The 20,778-nt window shown below is 69.1% G+C and carries 16 protein-coding genes; 7 read left to right on the top strand and 9 right to left on the bottom strand.

Features of this window, described 5'->3' with window-relative positions; translation table 11 throughout:
- Positions 1–64 precede the first annotated feature (64 nt).
- The gene (locus ABZT04_RS31525) at positions 65–1,765 is read left to right on the top strand and encodes a methylmalonyl-CoA mutase family protein (protein ID WP_356060378.1); all 1,701 of its coding nucleotides are present in this window, start codon (positions 65–67) and stop codon (positions 1,763–1,765) included.
- On the opposite strand, the gene ABZT04_RS31520 is transcribed toward ABZT04_RS31525, so the two are convergent.
- Complete coding sequence (locus tag ABZT04_RS31520; protein ID WP_356060377.1) at positions 1,766–2,392, bottom strand: TetR/AcrR family transcriptional regulator; 627 nt, start codon at positions 2,390–2,392, stop codon at positions 1,766–1,768.
- Positions 2,393–2,593: 201 nt separating this feature from the next.
- Here ABZT04_RS31520 and ABZT04_RS31515 point away from each other — a divergent pair, with 201 nt between their 5' ends.
- The 4 genes from ABZT04_RS31515 (at position 2,594) to ABZT04_RS31500 (ending at position 6,927) form a co-directional block, all read left to right on the top strand.
- Positions 2,594–3,571, top strand: coding sequence for a tetratricopeptide repeat protein (locus ABZT04_RS31515; protein WP_356060376.1), 978 nt, complete (start codon positions 2,594–2,596; stop codon positions 3,569–3,571).
- Positions 3,572–4,217: 646 nt separating this feature from the next.
- Positions 4,218–4,853 carry a DUF6230 family protein gene (locus ABZT04_RS31510; protein ID WP_356060375.1) on the top strand — a complete coding sequence of 212 codons (636 nt, stop codon included), beginning with the start codon at positions 4,218–4,220 and terminating at the stop codon, positions 4,851–4,853.
- A 117-nt stretch (positions 4,854–4,970) separates the two neighbouring features.
- On the top strand, positions 4,971–5,597 hold the full coding sequence (locus ABZT04_RS31505) for a DUF6114 domain-containing protein (RefSeq protein WP_356060374.1): 627 nt from the start codon (positions 4,971–4,973) through the stop codon (positions 5,595–5,597).
- On the top strand, positions 5,587–6,927 hold the full coding sequence (locus ABZT04_RS31500; protein WP_356060373.1) for a hypothetical protein: 1,341 nt from the start codon (positions 5,587–5,589) through the stop codon (positions 6,925–6,927). The genes ABZT04_RS31505 and ABZT04_RS31500 overlap by 11 nt, the downstream gene beginning before the upstream one ends.
- Before the next feature lie 98 nt (positions 6,928–7,025).
- Here the strand turns inward: ABZT04_RS31500 and pyk are convergent, their stop codons facing one another.
- The 3 genes from pyk to pta all read right to left on the bottom strand — a co-directional run bounded on the left by pyk (position 7,026) and on the right by pta (position 11,828).
- Positions 7,026–8,456: a pyruvate kinase gene (gene pyk, locus ABZT04_RS31495; protein WP_356060372.1), complete on the bottom strand. Its 1,431-nt coding sequence runs from the start codon at positions 8,454–8,456 to the stop codon at positions 7,026–7,028.
- 73 nt (positions 8,457–8,529) lie between these two features.
- The gene (locus ABZT04_RS31490; protein WP_356060371.1) at positions 8,530–9,741 is read right to left on the bottom strand and encodes an acetate kinase; all 1,212 of its coding nucleotides are present in this window, start codon (positions 9,739–9,741) and stop codon (positions 8,530–8,532) included.
- A complete protein-coding gene (pta, locus tag ABZT04_RS31485; protein WP_356060370.1) occupies positions 9,738–11,828 on the bottom strand; it encodes a phosphate acetyltransferase in 2,091 nt (696 codons plus the stop codon). The genes ABZT04_RS31490 and pta overlap by 4 nt, the downstream gene beginning before the upstream one ends.
- 222 nt (positions 11,829–12,050) lie before the next feature.
- Between pta and ABZT04_RS31480 the strand changes: the two genes are divergently transcribed.
- A complete protein-coding gene (locus tag ABZT04_RS31480) occupies positions 12,051–13,076 on the top strand; it encodes an ATP-dependent 6-phosphofructokinase (RefSeq protein ID WP_355912212.1) in 1,026 nt (341 codons plus the stop codon).
- 18 nt (positions 13,077–13,094) lie between these two features.
- Here the strand turns inward: ABZT04_RS31480 and ABZT04_RS31475 are convergent, their stop codons facing one another.
- Entirely contained in the window at positions 13,095–13,724 is a 630-nt protein-coding gene (locus tag ABZT04_RS31475) for an XRE family transcriptional regulator (protein WP_356060434.1), read from the bottom strand.
- Between the two features lie 687 nt (positions 13,725–14,411).
- Between ABZT04_RS31475 and ABZT04_RS31470 the strand changes: the two genes are divergently transcribed.
- Positions 14,412–16,523: a tetratricopeptide repeat protein gene (locus tag ABZT04_RS31470; RefSeq protein ID WP_356060369.1), complete on the top strand. Its 2,112-nt coding sequence runs from the start codon at positions 14,412–14,414 to the stop codon at positions 16,521–16,523.
- Here ABZT04_RS31470 and ABZT04_RS31465 read toward each other — a convergent pair.
- From ABZT04_RS31465 to ABZT04_RS31450, 4 genes are all read right to left on the bottom strand, one after another.
- Positions 16,513–17,370 carry a carbohydrate ABC transporter permease gene (locus tag ABZT04_RS31465; RefSeq protein WP_356060368.1) on the bottom strand — a complete coding sequence of 286 codons (858 nt, stop codon included), beginning with the start codon at positions 17,368–17,370 and terminating at the stop codon, positions 16,513–16,515. The two genes, ABZT04_RS31470 and ABZT04_RS31465, sit on opposite strands and share 11 nt — an antisense overlap.
- Positions 17,371–17,373: 3 nt before the next feature.
- Positions 17,374–18,297, bottom strand: a complete 924-nt coding sequence (locus ABZT04_RS31460; RefSeq protein WP_356060433.1) for a sugar ABC transporter permease — start codon at positions 18,295–18,297, stop codon at positions 17,374–17,376.
- 32 nt (positions 18,298–18,329) lie between these two features.
- The gene (locus ABZT04_RS31455; RefSeq protein WP_356060367.1) at positions 18,330–19,700 is read right to left on the bottom strand and encodes an extracellular solute-binding protein; all 1,371 of its coding nucleotides are present in this window, start codon (positions 19,698–19,700) and stop codon (positions 18,330–18,332) included.
- Positions 19,701–19,841: 141 nt separating this feature from the next.
- A complete protein-coding gene (locus ABZT04_RS31450; protein ID WP_356060366.1) occupies positions 19,842–20,711 on the bottom strand; it encodes a 5'-methylthioadenosine/S-adenosylhomocysteine nucleosidase in 870 nt (289 codons plus the stop codon).
- Positions 20,712–20,778: the final 67 nt, after the last annotated feature.

The following is a 20,778-nucleotide window of genomic DNA, read 5'->3' as shown; positions in this document are numbered from 1 at the left end:
GTACGGGTCGCGTACGGCGGTCACCCATCGACATTTACTTGGACGTCCTAGTAAATTCGAAGGCATGGACGCTGACGCCATCGCAGAGGGCCGCCGACGCTGGCAGGCCCGGTTCGACGCTTCACGCACGCGTGAGGCCGACTTCACCACGCTCTCCGGGGACCCGGTCGAGCCGGTGTACGGGCCACGCCCCGGGGACACGTACGACGGCTTCGAGCGGATCGGCTGGCCCGGCGAGTATCCGTACACGCGCGGGCTGTACGCGACCGGCTACCGGGGGCGGACCTGGACGATCCGGCAGTTCGCCGGGTTCGGCAACGCCGAGCAGACCAACGAGCGGTACAAGAAGATCCTCGCCAACGGCGGCGGCGGGCTGTCGGTCGCCTTCGACATGCCGACGCTCATGGGGCGCGACTCCGACGACCCGCGCTCGCTCGGCGAGGTCGGGCACTGCGGGGTGGCCATCGACTCCGCCGCCGACATGGAGGTCCTCTTCAAGGACATCCCGCTCGGCGATGTCACGACGTCCATGACCATCAGCGGGCCTGCCGTCCCCGTCTTCTGCATGTACCTGGTGGCGGCCGAGCGGCAGGGCGTCGACCCCGCCGTCCTCAACGGCACGCTCCAGACGGACATCTTCAAGGAGTACATCGCCCAGAAGGAGTGGCTCTTCCAGCCCGAGCCGCATCTCCGCCTCATCGGCGACCTCATGGAGTACTGCGCGTCCGGCATCCCCGCCTACAAGCCGCTGTCCGTCTCCGGCTACCACATCCGCGAGGCCGGCTCCACGGCCGCTCAGGAGCTGGCGTACACGCTGGCGGACGGCTTCGGGTACGTCGAGCTGGGGCTCAGCCGCGGTCTCGACGTGGACGTCTTCGCGCCCGGCCTCTCCTTCTTCTTCGACGCGCATGTCGACTTCTTCGAGGAGATCGCCAAGTTCCGCGCCGCGCGCCGCATTTGGGCCCGCTGGATGCGGGACGTCTACGGTGCGACGTCCGAGAAGGCGCAGTGGCTGCGTTTCCACACCCAGACCGCCGGTGTCTCGCTGACCGCTCAGCAGCCGTACAACAACGTGGTCCGTACGGCCGTGGAGGCGCTCGCGGCGGTGCTCGGTGGGACCAACTCGCTGCACACCAACGCCCTGGACGAGACGCTCGCACTGCCCAGTGAGCAGGCCGCGGAGATCGCGCTGCGCACGCAGCAGGTGCTGATGGAGGAGACCGGGGTCGCCAACGTGGCGGATCCGCTGGGTGGTTCGTGGTACGTCGAGCAACTCACGGACCGGATCGAGGCGGACGCCGAGAAGATCTTCGAGCAGATCAAGGAGCGGGGGCTGCGGGCCCACCCGGACGGTCAGCACCCGATCGGGCCGATCACCTCGGGGATCCTGCGCGGTATCGAGGACGGCTGGTTCACCGGCGAGATCGCCGAGGCCGCGTTCCAGTACCAGCGGTCCGTGGAGAAGGGCGACAAGCGGGTCGTGGGTGTCAATGTGCACCACGGTTCGGTCACCGGGGACCTGGAGATCCTGCGGGTCAGTCACGAGGTGGAGCGGGAGCAGGTACGGGAGTTGGGGGCGCGCAAGGGCGTACGGGACGAGGCGGCCGTAGGGGCGGCTCTGGACGGGATGCTCGGGGCCGCGCGGGACGGGGCGAACATGATCGCGCCGATGCTGGACGCGGTGCGGGCGGAGGCGACGCTGGGGGAGATCTGCGGGGTGCTGCGGGACGAGTGGGGGGTGTACACGGAGCCCGCGGGGTTCTAGCTAGGTACCGCCGAGGGAGGTCAGGCCGAGCAGCAGGACCTGGGTGAAGCTGCGGACCCAGTCCTCGTCGGCCGGTTCCGCGCTCACCAGGGTGCGGTGGACGACCGCGCCCGCCACCACGTCGAAGATCAGGTCGGCGGTGCGGGCGGCTTCCTCCGGGTCGGTCTCCGGGGGCAGTTCGCCGCGCGCCTGGGCCCGCGCCCTGCCCTCGACGACCAGGCACTTCTGCCGGTCGACGATCGACTCGCGGATGCGGTCGCGCAGGGCGTCGTCGTGGATGGACTCGGCGACCACCGCCATCAGTCCGCTCTTGGCCTCGGGGCGGGCCAGGATCGCCGCGAACTGGAGGACCACGCCCTCGATGTCGGCGGCCAGGGTGCCCCGGTCGGGGAGGTGGAGCTCGTCGAAGAGCTCCGCCACCGCGTCGACGACGAGTTCGTTCTTGCCTGCCCAGCGGCGGTAGAGGGTGGTTTTTGCAACCCCCGCGCGCGTGGCGACGTCTCCCAACGTGAGCCTGGACCAGCCGAGTTCGACCAGGGCCTCCCGGGTGGCGGCGAGGATCGCGGTGTCCGCGGCGGTGCTGCGGGGGCGTCCTGCGGCGCGTGGGACGGGGGTGCGGCTCTGCATCCCCCGACCATAACCGTCGATTCCTGTGGTGCAGTGAGGGAGATCACCGGGTATCGGTATCCGAGAGGCACCCGGCACCATTACGCTACGACTCGTAGCGAAACCACGGGCGCGGGTGGGGACCCGGCGTCGGACAGCGGGAAGCGGACCGGCTTTCACAACGCTTTTCTTTCACACGGGCGGACGGGGGAGGATAGACGCATGCAGCCACGGAACATGTCCATGAGCGGAGTCGTCGACCTCGCCGCGGTGAAGGCGGCCCAGGAGGCCAAGGCGAAGGCGGAGCAGGCGCGCGCCGAAACCGCCAGGCAGGGCGGCGGCGGGGCCGTCTCGCCGGCCGATCTGGTGATCGACGTAGATGAGGCGGGCTTCGAGAGCGAGGTCCTGCAGCGGTCCACCGAGGTCCCGGTCGTCATCGACTTCTGGGCCGAGTGGTGCGAGCCGTGCAAGCAGCTCAGCCCGCTCCTGGAGCGGCTCGCCCTTGACTACAACGGACGCTTCGTCCTTGCCAAGATCGACGTCGACGCCAACCAGATGTTGATGCAGCAGTTCGGGGTGCAGGGCATCCCGGCGGTCTTCGCGGTGGTCGCCGGCCAGGCGCTGCCGCTCTTCCAGGGGGCCGCGGGCGAGCAGCAGATCCGGCAGACCCTCGACCAGTTGATCCAGGTCGCCGAGCAGCGCTTCGGTCTCACCGGGCTGGAGGTCGACCCGGACGCGGCGCCTGGGGAGCGGCCCGAGGCCCCGGCCGAGATGCCGGCGGGACCCTACGACGGACTGCTCGAAGCCGCCGTACGGGCCCTCGATGCCGGGGACTTCGGCGGGGCCGTGCAGGCGTACAAGAACGTGCTGAGCGACGACCCGGCCAACACGGAGGCCAAACTGGGGCTCGCCCAGGCCGAGTTGCTCCAGCGGGTGTCGACGCTCGACCCGCAGCGGGTGCGCACGGAGGCGGCCGAGAAGCCGGGTGACGTGCCGGCGCAGATTGCCGCCGCGGACCTGGATCTGGTGGGCGGTCATGTCGAGGACGCCTTCAGCCGGCTGATCGACACCGTGCGGCGCACGGTGGGTGATGACCGGGATGCCGTACGGGTGCGGCTGCTGGAGCTGTTCGATGTCGTAGGCGCCGATGACCCCAGAGTGACGGCGGCCCGTCGGGCACTGGCGAGGGCGCTGTTCTGAGCGGGTCGCGGGCCCGGTTCTGACCAGTCGGTAAACCTCGGGACCTGTGGTGCCGATGTGAAAGATTTGCCGACGGAGTGTCACTGCGGCCGCGCTTTACCAAATCTTGGTAATCGCGGCCGCTGTTACTTGGAGTAAGACAACGGCGTTGTTCTGTCGGATTCCGTCCGAGGATCAACAGTTTTGTCCTGGCCCACGATGGCACCCAGCGTCGCCGACCGATACCGGCGGGTCGTTGTTCGGTTATCCGGCCGTTACTACCCAGTAACGAAGCCCCTTGTGCGGGCGGCGAGAATGCACCACGATCGGCGACGCTCGGTCCATTTCCGCACCCCGACAGCCGGTCGGGTCGACGGAGTTTCCTGGGTCCCCACCGAGTAGAGCCGGAGACAGTGGAGCCGGCTCTTGGGCAGGGGGGTCTTCGCCGTGCGGCGGAGCCTGTCCAGCAAGGTTGTGCGTGATGTGCGTCAGGCGCGACCAGTGGTTGTCGCTCGGGGGTGATCGCCGGTGATCGGTGCGCGGTTCGCGCCTCCGAAGACGGGCGCTCCCCTTCCCGAGGACGTAGCACTTCTCCCATCCCTGCCCGGCTGAGCCGCCAACTGGGGGCAGTCAGGGCCAGGAGATGTACGTCCGAGAAGGAGGAAATATGGAGTCCCAGGTGCGTGGCGGGACCAGATGGAAGCGCTTCGCTGTGGTCATGGTGCCCAGCGTCGCCGCTACGGCGTGTATAGGTGTGGCCCTCGCGCAGGGTGCTCTCGCCGCGTCATTCAGCGTTTCGGGTCAGTCGTTCAAGGTGACGGCGGACAAGCTTCAGGGCACGGGCTTCGTGCAGTACGGGGCGATCGACTCGGGCTACAACCTCGACGGCAGCAAGACGGCTCACCCCGTCGCCGTCTCGGGGTTCAAGTCCGCCGAGATCACGAACATGTGCCAGTCCGTGGTCACCCCGAACATCCCGCTGCTCGGCTCCGTCAGCCTGACGCTGACGGCGGGCGGCAGCGGTACGCCGGTCGAGGCCGACAACCTCTACATCGACGTTTCCGACCTCGGTGCCGACGCGACGTTCAACAACATCAACATCGGCGTCGCGGCCGGGAATTCCACCAAGGGTCCCGGTATGAAGGGCGGCAGCGAAGCTGCTAACCCGTACGGGTTCGCCCAGGAGGCCGACTCGGCCACGCTGACCCACGTGCAGCAGACGGCGTGGGCCACCACTGCCGGAACCTTCAAGCTCAGCGGGCTGAAGATGTCGGTCAAGACCGGCACCCACGAGTGCTACTAGGCACTTGACGGCGGGCGGGGGAGCCGGTGGCGCCCCCGCCCGTCCATCTTCCACCAGCGCCTTCACACGAGGTGCAACTCTCCACCACAGCAACGCCGTACCAGGGAGCTGTTTTCCATGAGCGCCGAGACTCCTGCCGCACCCGGCCAGTTCACCCGCCGGAGGCTGCAGTTCCGCGGCTGGCGTGGCACGAGGCCGTTCTGGGCCGGTCTGTTCGTCATGCTCGGCGGACTCCCGATCGCCTACTTCCCGTACGCACATCTCCAGGTGGGCCATCTGACGCTGGCGATGTCCACCACCGCGGGCGCCGGGTCCCTGATCATCGGCGTGCTGCTCGTCGTCCTGGGCTTCAGCCTCTGGTTCCAGAAGCATGTACGCACCTTCGCGGGTACCGCGGCCATCCTGCTGGCCCTGGTGTCCATCCCCGTGTCCAACCTCGGCGGCTTCCTGATCGGCTTCCTCCTCGCCATGGTCGGCGGGGCGCTGGCCGTCTCGTGGGCGCCGGGCGCACCGCCCGAGCCGCAGGCGGTGCAGGACGACGCACAGGGAGAGGGCGGCGCACCCGAGGCCGCGCAGTCGCCGTACGGGACCGCTCCGTACGAGACCGCCCCGGAAGCCGGGCCGTACGCGGGGGCCCCCGAGGCCGCGCCGTACCACCGGGGCGACGGGACGGGCGAGCCGAACGATCTGTCAGGAACGAGCCCGGTGAGCTACGGGGCGAACGGGAGGCACAGTGCCGGCTGACGAGGTGACCCACGGGACTGATGTGGACGAGTCCCGTGTGAGAACCGGGCCGCGCCATGCGGCACCCAAGAAGCCGCTGTTCACCAGGTTCCACATGCCCGCCGGCAAGGCGATAGCCACGGTGGCGATGCCGACCGCGGTCATCATGGGGATGGGCTTCACGTCCTCCCTCGCCCTCGCCGACAACGGCTCGACGACCTCGCCGTCCTCGAAGAGCCTGACGGCCGACGAGTACAAGGACTGTGTCGCCGCGCTGGCCGACTCGACGGCGAGCGCCTCGGCCACGCCGTCCGCGTCCGCGAGCGAGTCCTCCGACTCGTCCAAGGACGCCGCGACGCCGTCGGCCACGGCGACGGACTCCGGCACGAAGAGCTCGGACAAGGCGGCGTCCTCGGATTCAGGTTCCGACGACACGTCCACGTCCACCCCCACGCCGTCCGCCTCGGCCTCCGCGAGCAAGTCGAGCGAGTCCGGCAGTACGTCGTCCGGTTCCACCGCGACCGCGACGCCCTCGGCGTCCGCGTCCAGCGGGAACCTGCTGGACAGCATCGGCGACGCCATCACCGGCATTTTCACCGGCGGTTCGTCGAGTTCCGGCTCGACGGCGAGCGCCACCCCGACGCCGACCGCGTCCGCCTCGGCGAGCGCGAGCGGGGACTCGTCCTCAAGCGGTTCCTCCAGCGTGTCCGACACCGTCAAGGACACGACCAAGAAGGTCACCGACACGGTGAACGACACCGTGAAGGACACGACCGACGCCGCGTCCAAGGCGGCCGAGGACACCACCAAGGCGGTGGAGGACGCGGCCACGTCGACGGCCTCCCCGAGCCCGTCCGCGAGCGCGAGCACCGACACCTCGGACTGCCCGGTCGCCACGGACGACACCAGCGGCGTCGACAACAAGACGTTGCTGCCCGACGACCCGTGGTACCTGAACGCCAGCTCGCTGCTGCTCAAGGGCGCCGACTACCAGGGCGTCGTCGAGGTGAAGACCGCCAACGGCACGGTCAAGAAGGTCCTGAAGTACGTCATCTCCGGCGGCACCGACATCGGCGACCTGCACCAGACGGTCAACGACAAGCAGTCCGGCAAGACGTACAACGTGCAGGCGGCCGCCGGCTCGACGTCCACGATCCGCGACGGCGACACGGTGATGTACACGGAGTCCATCTCGGGCAACCTGTTCGGACTGATCCCGATCACGTTCGACCCGGACAACCCGCCGCCGCTGAACATCCCGCTGATCTACTTCACCAACGTGAAGGTGGTCCAGGCCGGCCAGTTCGGCGGCACGCTGACCGTCCCCGGGCTGCACAGCTACCAGAACTGAGCCCGTCCACAAGCCCGTTCGGGAGCCGCGCAAGAACTGAGGGCGCCCCCTTCTCCAGGGGGCGCCCTCAGCGCCGTACAAGGCCCTTCACGCGGGCGTCAGTTGCCCTGGGTGCCGCCCAGGTGGTGGACGCGCAGCATGTTGGTGGTGCCGGCCACGCCGGGGGGCGAGCCGGCCGTGATGATGACGATCTCGCCCGGGTTGAAGCGGTTGATCTTGGCCATCTCGGCGTCGACCATGTCGACCATCTCGTCGGTGCTGTTCACGAACGGCACGATGTGCGACTCGACGCCCCAGCTCAGCGCGAGCTGGTTGCGGGTGCCCTCGTCGGTGGTGAAGGCGACGATCGGCTGGGCCGCGCGGTAGCGGGAGAGCCGGCGGGCGGTGTCACCGGACTGCGTGAAGGCGACCAGACCGGTGCCGCCCAGGAAGTCGGCGATCTCGCACGCGGCACGCGCGACCGAACCGCCCTGCGTCCGCGGCTTCTTGCCCGGCACGAGCGGCTGCAGGCCCTTGCTGAGCAGCTCCTCCTCGGCCGCGACGACGATCTTCGACATCGTCTGCACGGTCTCGATCGGATAGGCGCCCACAGAGGACTCGGCGGAGAGCATGACCGCGTCCGCGCCGTCCAGGATCGCGTTGGCCACGTCGGAGGCCTCGGCGCGCGTGGGGCGGGAGTTGGTGATCATCGACTCCATCATCTGGGTCGCCACGATCACCGGCTTGGCATTGCGCCGGCAGAGCTCCACCAGGCGCTTCTGCACCATCGGGACCTTCTCCAGCGGGTACTCCACGGCGAGGTCGCCACGGGCCACCATCACCGCGTCGAAGGCCGCGACCACGGCCTCCATGTTGGCGACCGCCTGCGGCTTCTCCACCTTGGCGATGACGGGGACCCGGCGGCCCTCCTCGTCCATCACCTTGTGGACGTCGTACACGTCGCCCGCGTCGCGGACGAAGGACAGGGCGACCATGTCGCAGCCCATCCGCAGGGCGAAGCGCAGGTCCTCGACGTCCTTCTCGGACAGCGCGGGCACGTTGACGGCCGTGCCGGGCAGGTTGATGCCCTTGTGGTCGGAGATGACGCCGCCCTCGATGACGATCGTCTTCACCCGGGGGCCCTCGACGCTCAGCACCTTCAGCTCGACGTTGCCGTCGTTGATCAGGATCTGGTCGCCGCGGGAGACGTCACCGGGCAGGCCCTTGTACGTCGTCCCGCAGATGGTCTTGTCGCCCGGGACGTCCTCGGTGGTGATGGTGAACTCGTCACCGCGCACCAGCTCGACGGGACCCTCGGCGAAGGTCTCCAGGCGGATCTTCGGGCCCTGCAGGTCGGCGAGGACACCGATGGCACGGCCGGTCTCCTTGGCCGCGGCACGGACGCGGTCGTACCGCCCCTGGTGCTCGGCGTGGGTGCCGTGGCTGAAGTTGAAGCGGGCCACATTCATGCCGGCCTCGATCAGCGAGACCAACTGCTCGTGGGAGTCGACCGCGGGGCCGAGAGTACAAACGATTTTCGAACGGCGCATGGGACGATCCTATCGGTTTGTTTCGCTACGGAATATTCCGTCTGGCGGAAGATACAAATGGGCGGGCAGGCGCTCAGGCGTTGGAATTTCCGACCAGTGCATACGTCTGTGTGGCGATCTCCAATTCCTCGTCCGTCGGCACCACGGCGACCGCGACCCGCGCGGAGGCGGGCGATATCAGCCGCGGCTCCTCGCTCCGTACGGAGTTCAGCGCGCCGTCGACCTCGAGCCCCAGCAGCTCCAGGCCCGCGACGGCGGCTGCCCGCACGTCGCTCGCGTTCTCCCCGACGCCCGCCGTGAAGGCGACCGCGTCCACCCGGCCGAGGACCGCGCAGTAGGCGCCGATGTACTTCTTCAAACGGTGAATGTAGATGTCGAAGGCGAGTTCCGCCCGTTCGTCACCCTCGTCGATCCGGCGCCGGATCTCCCGCATGTCGTTGTCCCCGCACAACCCGATCAGACCGCTCTTCTTGTTGAGAAGAGTGTCGATCTCGTCGGTGGACATTTCGCCAACACGCATCAAATGGAAGATGACGGCCGGATCCAGGTCTCCGGACCGGGTCCCCATCACCAGCCCCTCCAGCGGGGTCAGCCCCATCGAGGTGTCCACACACCGCCCACCCCGCACGGCCGAGGCGGACGCCCCGTTCCCGAGGTGCAGCACGATCACGTTGACGTCCTCGGGCGCCTTCCCCAGCAGCTTCGCCGTGGCCCGCGACACGAACGCGTGCGAGGTCCCGTGGAACCCGTAGCGCCGGATCCGGTACGCGTCGGCGGTCGCCACGTCGATCGCGTAGCGGGCGGCCGACTCCGGCATCGTCGTGTGGAACGCGGTGTCGAACACGGCGACCTGCGGAAGATCGGGCCGCAGCGCCATCGCGGTACGGATCCCGACGAGGTTCGCCGGATTGTGCAGCGGAGCGACCGGGATCAGCCGCTCGATCTCGGCGAGCACCGCGGCGTCGATCAGGGTCGGCTCGGTGAACCTCAGCCCGCCGTGCACCACCCGATGCCCGATGGCGGCCAGCTCGGGGGAGTCCAACCCCGACCCGTCCAGGGCCAGTTCATCGGCTACGGCCTTCAGAGCGGCCTCGTGGTCGGCGATCGGCCCGGTCCGCTCCCGTACGGCACCGGTCGTACGGCAGGTGTGCTTGAGCCGGGAGGTCTCCTCGCCGATGCGCTCGACGAGTCCCATGGCGAGCCGCTCGCCGTCCCGCATGTCGAGAAGCTGGTACTTCACCGACGAGGAGCCGGAGTTGAGGACGAGGACACGGGTCGCGGTCACCGCTGGGCAGCCTTCTCGTTCGGGTGCTGGGCCTGGATCGCCGTGATGGCGACGGTGTTGACGATGTCCGAGACGAGGGCGCCCCGGGACAGGTCGTTGACCGGCTTGCGCAGTCCCTGGAGCACGGGCCCGACGGCGATCGCGCCGGCCGAACGCTGCACCGCCTTGTAGGTGTTGTTGCCGGTGTTCAGGTCGGGGAAGATCAACACGCTTGCCTGGCCCGCGACTTCGGACTCGGGCAGCTTGGTCGCGGCGACCGTCGGCTCCACGGCGGCGTCGTACTGGATGGGCCCCTCGATCCGCAGGTCGGCCCGCCGCAGCCGGACCAGTTCGGTCGCCTCGCGCACCTTGTCGACGTCGATGCCCGAGCCGGACGTACCGGTCGAGTACGACAGCATCGCGATCCGCGCCGCGACGCCGAACTGCTCGGCGGTGGCGGCCGACTGGATGGCGATGTCGGCCAACTGCTCGGCGTTCGGGTCGGGGTTGACCGCGCAGTCGCCGTAGACCAGCACCTTGTCGGCGAGGCACATGAAGAAGACGGACGAGACGATGCCCGCGTCCGCCCTGGTCTTGATGATCTCGAAGGCGGGCCGGATGGTCGCGGCCGTGGAGTGCACGGCCCCGGAGACCATGCCGTCGGCGAGCCCCTCCTGCACCATCAGCGTGCCGAAGTAGTTCACGTCGGCGACGACGTCGTAGGCCAGCTCGACGGTCACGCCCTTGTGGGCGCGCAACTCGGCGTACTTCTCGGCGAACCGGTCGCGCAGCTCGGAGGTGTTCGGGTCGATGAGCTGCGCGGCGCTGAGGTCGATGCCGAGGTCGGCGGCCCGCTTGCGGATCTGGTCCTCGGGCCCGAGCAGGGTCAGCTCGCAGACGCCCCGGCGCAGCAGCACCTCGGCGGCGTGCAGGACGCGGGGCTCGGTGCCCTCGGGGAGCACGATCCGCCGCTTGTCGGAGCGGGCCCGCTCCAGCAGCGTGTGCTCGAACATCATGGGCGTGAGGCGGTTGCTGCTGGGCGCGGAGACCCGCTTGAGCAGGTCGCTCGTGTCGACGTGCCGCTCGAAGAGGCCGAGCGCGGTCTCCGCCTTGCGTGGGGTGGCCGCGTTCAACTTCCCCTCCAGGGAGAAGAGTTCGGCGGCGGTGGGGAAGGAGGTGCCGGGCACCGAGACCACCGGGGTGCCCGGGGCGAGGCGGGCGGCGAGGGTGAGGATGCCGTCGCTAGGCACCTCGTTCAGGGTGAGCAGGACGCCGGCTATCGGCGGGGTGCCGGCGCTGTGCGCGGCGAGCGCGCCGATGACGAGGTCGGCGCGGTCGCCGGGCGTGACGACGAGGCAGCCGGGCGTCAGCGCCTTGAGGAAGTTGGGCAGCATCGCCCCGCCGAAGACGAAGTCCAGCGCGTCGCGGGCGAGCCCCGAGTCGTCCCCGAGGACCACCCTGCCGCCGAGCGCGTGGGTGATCTGCGCGACGGTCGGCGCGGAGAGCGCGGGCTCGTCCGGTACGACATAGCAGGGCACCGGCAGCCGGGCGTCGAGCCGGCCGGCGATCGCGTCCCGGTCCTCGCGGGCGACCCGGTTGGCGACCATGGCGAGCACGTCGCACCCGAGCCCGTCGTAGGCCCGGTACGCGTTCCGGGTCTCCGCGAGCACGGACTCGGCGGTCTGCCCCCGTCCCCCCACGACGGGGATCACCGACGCGCCGAACTCGTTCGCGAGGCGGGCGTTGAGGGACAGCTCGTCCGGGAACTGGGTGTCCGCGTAGTCGGTCCCGAGGACGAGGACGACGTCGTAGTCGCGGGCCACGAGATGGAACCGGTCGACGAGCGTCGACACCAGCTCGTCCGTCCCCTGCTCGGCCTGGAGGGCGGACGCCTCGTGGTAGTCCATGCCGTAGACGGTCGCCGGGTCCTGGGACAGCCGGTAGCGCGCACGCAGCAGCTCGAACAGGCGGTCGGGGCCGTCGTGGACGAGGGGCCGGAACACTCCCACCCGGTCGACCTGCCGGGTCAGGAGTTCCATGACCCCCAGCTCGACGACCTGACGGCCGTCACCGCGGTCGATCCCGGTCACGTACACGCTGCGCGTCACGCGTGTTCTCCCCTTACTTCTGCGGTGGCCTTCGGCGCTCTTCCCCTGTCGGTCCTCGACGGTCATAAAAATCGCCCACCGAGGTGAGCAGGACCATCTTGACAATACCTCCGGGGGTGGATAAGGCGCCTGCCGGTCCGGTGGAAGCGGCACCGCCCTGAGGGACGTGAAACAATTGGATCCGGCTCACCGGTATCAACAGCGAGCAGGAGACACAGCACGATGCGCATCGGAGTTCTCACCGCAGGCGGCGACTGCCCCGGCCTGAACGCAGTGATCCGATCGGTCGTGCACCGAGCGGTCGACAATTACGGCGACGAGGTCATCGGCTTCGAGGACGGCTACGCCGGACTGCTCGACGGCCGCTACCGCACCCTCGACCTCGACGCGGTCAGCGGCATCCTCGCCCGCGGTGGCACGATCCTCGGCTCCTCCCGACTGGAGCGCGACCGCCTGCGCGAGGCCTGCGAGAACGCGCTGGACATCGCGCGCGACTTCGGCATCGACGCGCTGATCCCGATCGGCGGCGAGGGCACGCTGACGGCGGCGCGGATGCTGTCGGACGCGGGCCTCCCGGTCGTCGGCGTCCCGAAGACGATCGACAACGACATCTCGTCCACGGACCGTACGTTCGGCTTCGACACGGCGGTCGGGGTCGCGACGGAGGCGATGGACCGCCTCAAGACGACCGCCGAGTCGCACCAGCGGGTGATGGTCGTCGAGGTCATGGGCCGCCACGCGGGCTGGATCGCGCTGGAGTCCGGCATGGCGGCGGGCGCCCACGGCATCTGCCTCCCGGAGCGCCCCTTCGACCCCGCCGACCTGGTCAAGATGGTCGAGGAGCGCTTCGCCCGCGGCAAGAAGTTCGCCGTCGTCTGCGTCGCCGAGGGCGCGCACCCCGCCGAGGGCTCCATGGACTACGGCAAGGGCGAGATCGACCAGTTCGGCCACGAGCGCTTCCAGGGCATCGGCACGGCACTCGCCTACGAACTCGAACGCCGCCTCGGCAAGGAGGCCAAGCCGGTCATCCTCGGCCACATCCAGCGCGGTGGCGTACCGACCGCGTACGACAGGGTGCTGGCGACCCGGTTCGGCTGGCACGCGGTGGAGGCGGCGCACCGGGGCGAGTTCGGGCGGATGACCGCGCTGCGCGGGACGGACGTGGTGATGGTCCCGCTGGCGGAGGCGGTCACCGAGTTGAAGACGGTACCGAAGGACCGGATGGACGAGGCGGAGTCGGTCTTCTAGCCGGTCCTCGGCCCCTGGTCAGTACGTGCTCCTCTCCACCATGGACCAGAACCGGCTGATGATCTGGTCGAGGAAGTCCCGGCCGGCCTCGCCCGCGTCGACGGCCGCGTTGCCGCCGCCCCAAGTGAGCGTGGCGACCATCTGCGCCTGGTAGTCCTCGTGCAACTCCTGGAGGGCGTCCTCCAGGAGACGCCGGTCCAGCGGCACCATCTTGGCGATCGGGCGTACGTACCCCTGCCAGCGCGTGGTCATGGCGCTGCGCAGCAACTCCGCGAGCTTGGCGTCGCGTCCGGTGACACTGACGAAGTCGGGCAGTGAGAGGTCGAGAAGCTCGGCGAGCGCGGCGGACTGCCGCTCGGTGCCGCGCCACTGGTCGTGCTCCTCCATCCGCAGATACGCGAGGAGTTCGAGCCCGACGGTCCGCGCGACGTCCTCCGGCGCGAGGCCGTGCGAGAGGCGGTGCTCACGCAGCGTGCGTGGCTTGCCGATGAGTTCACCCGCGGAACACCACAACACGCCCGCGAGCGCGCTGAGTTCGGGACCGGAGGGCGCGGTGAGCCCCCGCTCCCAGGCGATGACCAGGTCAGGCGTGACATACGGCAGCCCGTAGGAGGCGCGCATGCCGTACGCGACATGCTCGGGCCCCATGTTGAGAGCGGCACGGAGGCGGCGGGCGGCAGGGGCGTTGAACGGCGGGGTGGGCGGCGTGGACGGGCTGGACTGAGCAGGGAGTCGGCGCACGCGCCACAAGCTAGGGGCGCCTGAGTGCGGTGACTACGGTCTGTTCGGCCAGGATTACGGATTGTGGGAACGTACGGATCCGGTCGGGCGGTGGAGATCGGTTGGGGGTGGGGTGGGGGTGTGTGGTGACGGTGCGTGGCGGTCGCGGGTGCCGGGCGGGGGCTGCGGGGCGGTGAATATGCCGCTCTACCTTGCCATTCGCCGGGGTGGTGGAGTGCGGGGGTTGTTCGGGCGGCGTCGGGTGTGTGGGCGGGGGTCGAAGGGGAGTGCGGTTGGGGTGGGAGCGGTCGTCGGGTGTGCGGGGAAGTGGGGGGTGGCGGGATTTCGACGGTGGGGTGCCTCGGGCCGTGGGCCGGGGGGCTACAGAAGGTCGTCGGCCTTGCCTGCCTTGATGCCGCGGAGGGGATGAGGGTGCGGAGGGCTTCGCGGCCTCCGGGGTGGGGCTGAGGTGGGGTAGCAGGCGGGACAGATCTGCCACTCGGCTGTGGAACCCGCCGGGTGGGGCCGGGGTGTGGGGGTGGAGGGAGGGCTGGACGGGTCGGGGCGGCGTACCGTGATGTCGGTGGGGTTCGACGGGGCGCGGGAGACGGTGCGATGACGACCGGGTACGGCGGGGACCATCTCGACTTCGGTCGGGCGGAGTTCAACGGGCCCTTCACCGCGAAGGCGGAGTATCACCAGCGCGGTGCGGCGCCTACCGCGCTGGATGCGCTGCCGGCGAGGGCGGCGGGATTCACCGGCCGGGGACGTGAACTGGCCCAACTGCTCGACGCGTTCGACCCCGCCGTGGCAGATGCGCCGGAAGCCGTGGTGGTCGCGGCCGTGTCCGGGCTCGGCGGCATCGGTAAGACCGCGCTCGCGGTGGAGGCGGCGCACACTGCCTGCGAGAAGGGGTGGTTTCCGGGCGGGGTGCTCTTCGTCAACCTCCATGGCTACGACGACGATCTCGTGACGGCCGAGCAGGCGGTGGAGGCTCTGCTGAGGGCCCTGGGCGTCGAGCCGGAACACATTCCGACCGGGGTGGACGCGCGAGCCGCGCTGTATCGGTCGGCGCTCGCGGAACGTGGGCGGGAGCGGGGTGCGGTGCTGGTGCTGGCGGACAACGGGTCCTCGGCGGAGCAGGTGCGGCCGCTGCTTCCCGGGGGGACGCGGCACCGGTTGCTCGTCACTTCTCGCAGCAAGCTGCCTCAACTGGGGGCGCGGCTCATGTCGTTGGACGAGTTGAGTGAGGAGGAGGCGTACGAACTCCTTGATCGCGCCCTGAGGATCGCCGATCCATCCGACGCCCGTGTCACGGACGAGGTCGAGGCGTCGGCGGAACTGGCCTCCTGCTGTGGGTACTTGCCGCTGGCTCTTCAGATCGCGGCGGCGCTGCTGGTGCTCGACCGGGACAAGTCCGTGGCTGAACTCGCGGCGGAACTGGGCGAGTCCAGCGATCGTCTCGTGCACCTTGATGACGGTGAGCGCAGTGTCCGTGCCGCCTTTGACCTGTCCTACTGTCGGCTCCCGGCCGATCAGGCACGTCTGCTACGTCTGCTGGCTCTCGCCCCCGGGCCCGAGGTGTCCGCTGAAGTCGTTGCCGCTCTGACCGGGGCGGAGGCTGCGCCGGTCGGTGTCCTCAACGCGCTGTCACGGGCCCATCTCGTCGAGCGGGGGAGTGGGCGTGGGCGGTGGCGGTTGCATGACTTGGTGCGGGCGTTCGGGGTGAGTGTGGTGGCCGGGGATGCGGGGTTGCGGCAAGAGGGGGAGGCGGCGCGGGAGCGGGTGTTGGAGTTCTACCACCGGTGGTCGGACGAGGCGGATGACCGATTGCGGTGGATTCCGGGGTTGCCGGAGTCGGAGCGGTTCGGGGACCGGGGACAGGCGTTGGCGTGGTTCGACGGGGAGCGGGCTGGACTGGTGGCCGCGGTGGGGTGGGCCAGGGAGGAGCGGTTCGCGCGTACCGCGGTACTGATGTCCCTGTGCCTGGGGATGTATCTGGAGTGGCGGCGCTACCTCGACGACCTCATCACGGTCAGCCGTACCGCACTGGAGGCCGCACGCCGGGCCGGGGACAAGCCCGGAGAGGCCATGGCGTGGAACAACCTCGGTGTCGCCCTGCGGGAGACGGGTCGGGCGGAGGAGGCGGTCGGTGCCCACACCTGTGCCCGCGACCTGTTTCAGGCCGCGGGGAACCGCGTCCGCGAGGCCACGGCGTGGAACGACCTCGGTGTCGCCCTGCGGGAGACGGGCCGGGCGGAGGAGGCGGTCGGTGCGCACACCCGTGCTCGCGACCTGTTTCAGGCTGCCGGGGACCGCTACCGCGAGGCCACGGCGTGGCACAACCTCGGCAACGCCCTGCAGACAGCAGATCGGGCGGAGGAGGCGATCGACGCCCTGACCCAGGCCCGCGACATGCACCACGCCACGGGGGACCGGCACGGCGAGGCCATGGCGTGGCACAGCCTCGGCATCGCCCTGCGGGAGACGGGGCGGGTGGCGGAGGCGATCGAAGTATGCGGCAAGGCCCTGGAGATCTACCAGGAGTTCGAGGACTGGTACCGGGCAGGCCAGATCCTCGGCAGCCTGGGCCGTGCCCACGGGGCCGCTGATCACTCCGCCGAGGCCCGTACCTGTTGGCTCCGGGCCGCCGACGCTTACGCCCGGGGCAACGCCCCCGCTGCTGCCGCTCGATGCCGGGCCTTGGCCGAAAAGATCACCCCTTGACCGCCCCGCCCAAAGCAAACCCCCCACCCAACCGCCTCGCCACCAGCACATACAAAAGAATCACCGGCGTCGAATAAACAACCGAAAACGCCGCCAACTGCCCGTACGCCACCATCCCCCGGTTCCCGAAGAACTCGTTGATGCTCACGCTCGCCGGCATCTGGTCCGGGGTGAGCAGCAGCATGAACGGGACGAAGAAGTTCCCCCACATCATCACGAACGAGAAGATCGTCACGACGGCGACGCCCGGACCCATGAGCGGGAGCACGATCCGGAGCAGGGACTGGAACGACGACGCCCCGTCCGTCCAGGCCGCCTCCTCCAGTTCCTTCGGTACGCCGTCCATGAAGTTCTTCATCAGCCAGATGGCGAAGGGGAGTTGGGAGGCGGCGAAGAACAGGATGGTGCCCTGCATGGTGTCGATGAGGTTCACCTGCACGAACAGGGCGTACACCGGCACCATGATCGCCGTGATCGGGAGGCTCGTGGTGAAGAGGATCGTCAGGAGAAAGGGGCGGTTCAGGCGTGAGCGGAAGCGGGACAGGGGGTAGGCGGCGAGGGCCGCGCAGACGACCGTCAGGAGCGTGCCGCCGCCGCACAGGATCAGGCTGTTGAGCAGAGGCGTGAAGGTGATGTCCGGCTTCAGGATCGCGTCGAAGTTGTCGAGGGTGAGGCCGTCGGGGGCCTTCACCCGCAGGCCCGCGTGCGGGTCGAGGGAGGACAGGACGACCCAGGCCAGCGGCAGCGCGAACGCGGCGGCGACCACGAGGAGTCCGGCATCCGCGGCCAGGCGTCGGCTCGTTCGGCGGGAGACGAGCGGGGAACGGGAGGTGGGTGCGAGTGCCATGGGTCAGACCTCCGTCCGCAACAGCCGTACGTACACGAGGGAGAAGAGCGCGCCGACCAGGAGCAGCAGCAGGGCTACCGCCGTGCCGTAGCCGATCATGCTGTTCTGGAAGGCCTGTTCGTACATGAAGAGGGGGAGGGTCTGGCTTCTGTTGCCCGGGCCGCCTCGTGTCATCACCCAGATCAGGCCGAACACGGACAGGGTCTGGAGGGTGTTGAGCATGAGGTTCGTGCCGATCGAGCGGCGGATCATCGGGAGCGTGATGTGCCACATACGGCGCCAGCCGCCCGCGCCGTCGACCTCCGCCGCCTCGGTGATCTCCTTGGGGATCTCGTTCAGGGCCGCCGAGTAGACCAGCATCGAGAAGGCGGTGCCCCGCCACACGTTCGCGAACGACACCGCGAGGATCGGCAGGGTGTACAGCCAGTTCTGGGACGGGAGATGGAGCCATTCCAGGATGGCGTCGAGCGTTCCCTCGCGGCGGAAGAAGGCGTAGAGCAGGAAGCCGGCCACGACCTCCGGCAGTACCCACGCCGTGATCACGATCGCGCCCGTCAGCGTGCGGACCGGCTTCGACGCGCGCTGCATGAGGGAGGCCAGGGCCAGACCCAGCGTGTTCTGGCCGACCAGGGACGACAGCACCGTGAACACCAGCGTCAGCCAGACCGCGTTGAGGAACTCCGTGTCCTTGAAGGCCGCCCGGAAATTTGCGAAGCCGACGAACGACGAGTGGGCCTGGCCGGTGAGTTGGAGGTCGGTGAAGGCGAGGTAGACGCAGTACCCGATCGGACCGGCCAGGAAGAGGAGCAGGATGATCAGGGCGGGGGAGAGGGGGAGGAGCCGGGCCAGGGAACGGGCGACGGGGTGCGGGCGCGTAGGGTGCGTGGGCTTGTGCGGTGCCGCCGGGCCCGGCGGGACATCCGTCAGGTCCGGGCCCGGCGCGTGCTGGGGTGCGGTGGTCACTTCTTGATCACCTGGTTGTCGGTGGCCGACTTGAGCTCGTCGTCGTACGAACTCGCCGCCTTGTCCACCGACATGTCACCCGTCGTCACACCCTCCATCGCCTCCTGGATGGCGGTGGAGACCTTCGGGTACGCCGGGTAGGCGGGCCGGTAGTGCGTGCTCGCCACCAGGTCCGTGAAGAACTTGATGCCGGGCTGGGCGGTCGCGTAGGCCGGGTCGGCGGCGACGTCCTTCCGCACCGAGATACCGGAGTTGGCGATGTACCACTTCTCCGCGTTCGCCTTCGTCTGCATCGTCTTGACGAAGTCGAAGGCCAGGTCGGGGTTGCCGGCCTTGGAGGGGATCGCCCAGGTCCAGCCGCCGGACATGCTCACCTTGCCGGGCGCCTGACCGTGCTGGGTCGGCATGTAGGCGAGCCCCAACTCCTTGGACCACGTGGGCCATTCGTGCCCACTGCCCGCCAACCACGCCTGCGGCAGCCAGGATCCGTCCAGGTTGATGGCCAACTTGCCCTGGGGCAGCAGCTCCCCGGCGACGGTCGTCTGGATGTTGGGGTCCAGGGCGTCGGACACATCCGGGCCCAACTTGTCCTTGTACACGGTGTGTACGAAGGAGAGGGCGTCCTTGAAGCTCTGGCCGGCCTCGATCCACTTCTTGGTGCTCTTGTCGTAGAGGGGGTCGGCCGTCCCGTCGCCCGTGCCGTAGAGCAGCATCTCGAAGCCCTGCATGGTGGCGGCCTCACCGGCGGGCTTGCCCGTGTAGACGTTGAGCGGGGTGACTCCGGGGACCTTCGCCTTGATGGTGCGGGCCGCGCTGAGGACGTCGTCCCAGGTCTTCGGCTGCCAATTGCTCGGCAGCCCCGCCTTCTTGAAGATGGCCTTGTTGAACCACAGGCCCCGGGTGTCCGTGCCGTCCGGCACGCCGTACGTCTTCCCGTCCTCGGCCTTGGCCGCCGTCTTGGCCGTGTCGATGAACTGGTTCCAGTCCGGCCACTTGGCGAGGTAGGAGTCGAGCGGCTTCAAGTACCCGCTGGTGATGTCGGAGTTGATGAGGAACGTGTCCTCGTAGACCAGGTCGGGGGCGGTCTTCGGGGAGCGGAGCATCTGCTGGAGCTTGGTGTAGTACTCCGAGTCCGGGGCTTTGATGGGGACGAGTTCGACCTTCTTGCCGGGGTACTTCGCCTCGAACTGCTTCTTGATGTCCGCGAGATATGTGTCCATCACCTTGATGGAGTTGTCCGTGGACTGCTTGAAGGAGATCTTGACGGTGTCCGGGTCACTTCCGGATCCGCTGCCGCAGGCGGTGAGGGTTGTTGCGGCGAGCGCGAGGGCTGAGATGGCTGCGAGGGCGACGGCGGTGGGGCGCACGGGCACGACCTCCTATGGGCTCACATCGTTGTGGCCTGGCCGGATGGCTGCCCGGTGACGGTAAGTGGATTGGTCTAGTCAGGTCAATGAGTGTGCGCGGGCCAGGTTGTGGAGGGTTGCGTCAGTTCGTGGACGCTTCCGCTACCGCTCCCCCTCTCCAGCCTCCCGGCCCACCCGTTTGGCGACGAAGGGACCGTTGAAGGTGCTGCCTCGGAAGTCGAGGTGGTCACCGCCGTAGGTGGACCCGCGACGAGGTCCTTCCGCGGAGTTGTCGGCGTTGGCCGAACGCCCCGATCGCCCCGGGAACGGCGTCAGTTCACGCAGTACCGCCATCACCGCGGCGGCCGCGCGCTCCGCCGCCCTCGGCTGTGAACCCCCGGCATCCGCAAGCGACTTGTCGCTGTCCGCCCGATCGCTGATCCCGCGTACCACCAGTGCGTCCCCACCGGCCAGGTGTACCGCGCCGGCGACCCCAGCGCCCTCCATCTCGATGGCCGCCGCGTCGCCGTAGCGCGTCCGCAGATGCTCGGCCAGTGCCGAGGTGGACGACGCCAGCACCACGTCCCCCGCGGCGATCGGTTTCAGGTGTGCGTGCGGGTCATCCCGCAACGCGTCCCGTGCCGCCTGCTCCAGCCGGTGCGAAGCCCGCCACGCCTCCGGACGGACCAGGAACTCCTCGTCCGTCTCCTTGCCACCATGGATGCCGTACACCTTCGTGGCCACCACGACGTCGCCGAGTCCGATGTCGGCCTTGAGGCTGCCGGCGACCCCGACGAAGAACACCGCCTCCGGCTCCAGCCACGACATCACCCGCTCGGTGAGCGCCGCCGCCGTCAGATTGCCCTCGCCCATCTCCACCAGGGCAACGGACCAGTCGGTACCGGGCAGTTGGCCCACCACGGCCCTCGTCCCGCGCGGATGCTCCCGCTTCCGTACGTCCGTCAGATGACCCCGCACGGCGCTGTACTCCAACGGCAATGCGGTCAGCACCGCCACAATGGGTTGAGTCACCCCCCTAAGGTACTTTCAACTCACCTGCGCAGAGGGCGTGTCGGGACCAGGAAGAGACGAGAAGAGA

The organism is Streptomyces sp. NPDC005492 (assembly GCF_040605995.1).
Classification (GTDB): domain Bacteria; phylum Actinomycetota; class Actinomycetes; order Streptomycetales; family Streptomycetaceae; genus Streptomyces.
Note: the sequence above shows the minus strand (reverse complement) of the source record. Positions and strands in the feature narration are given on the sequence as shown.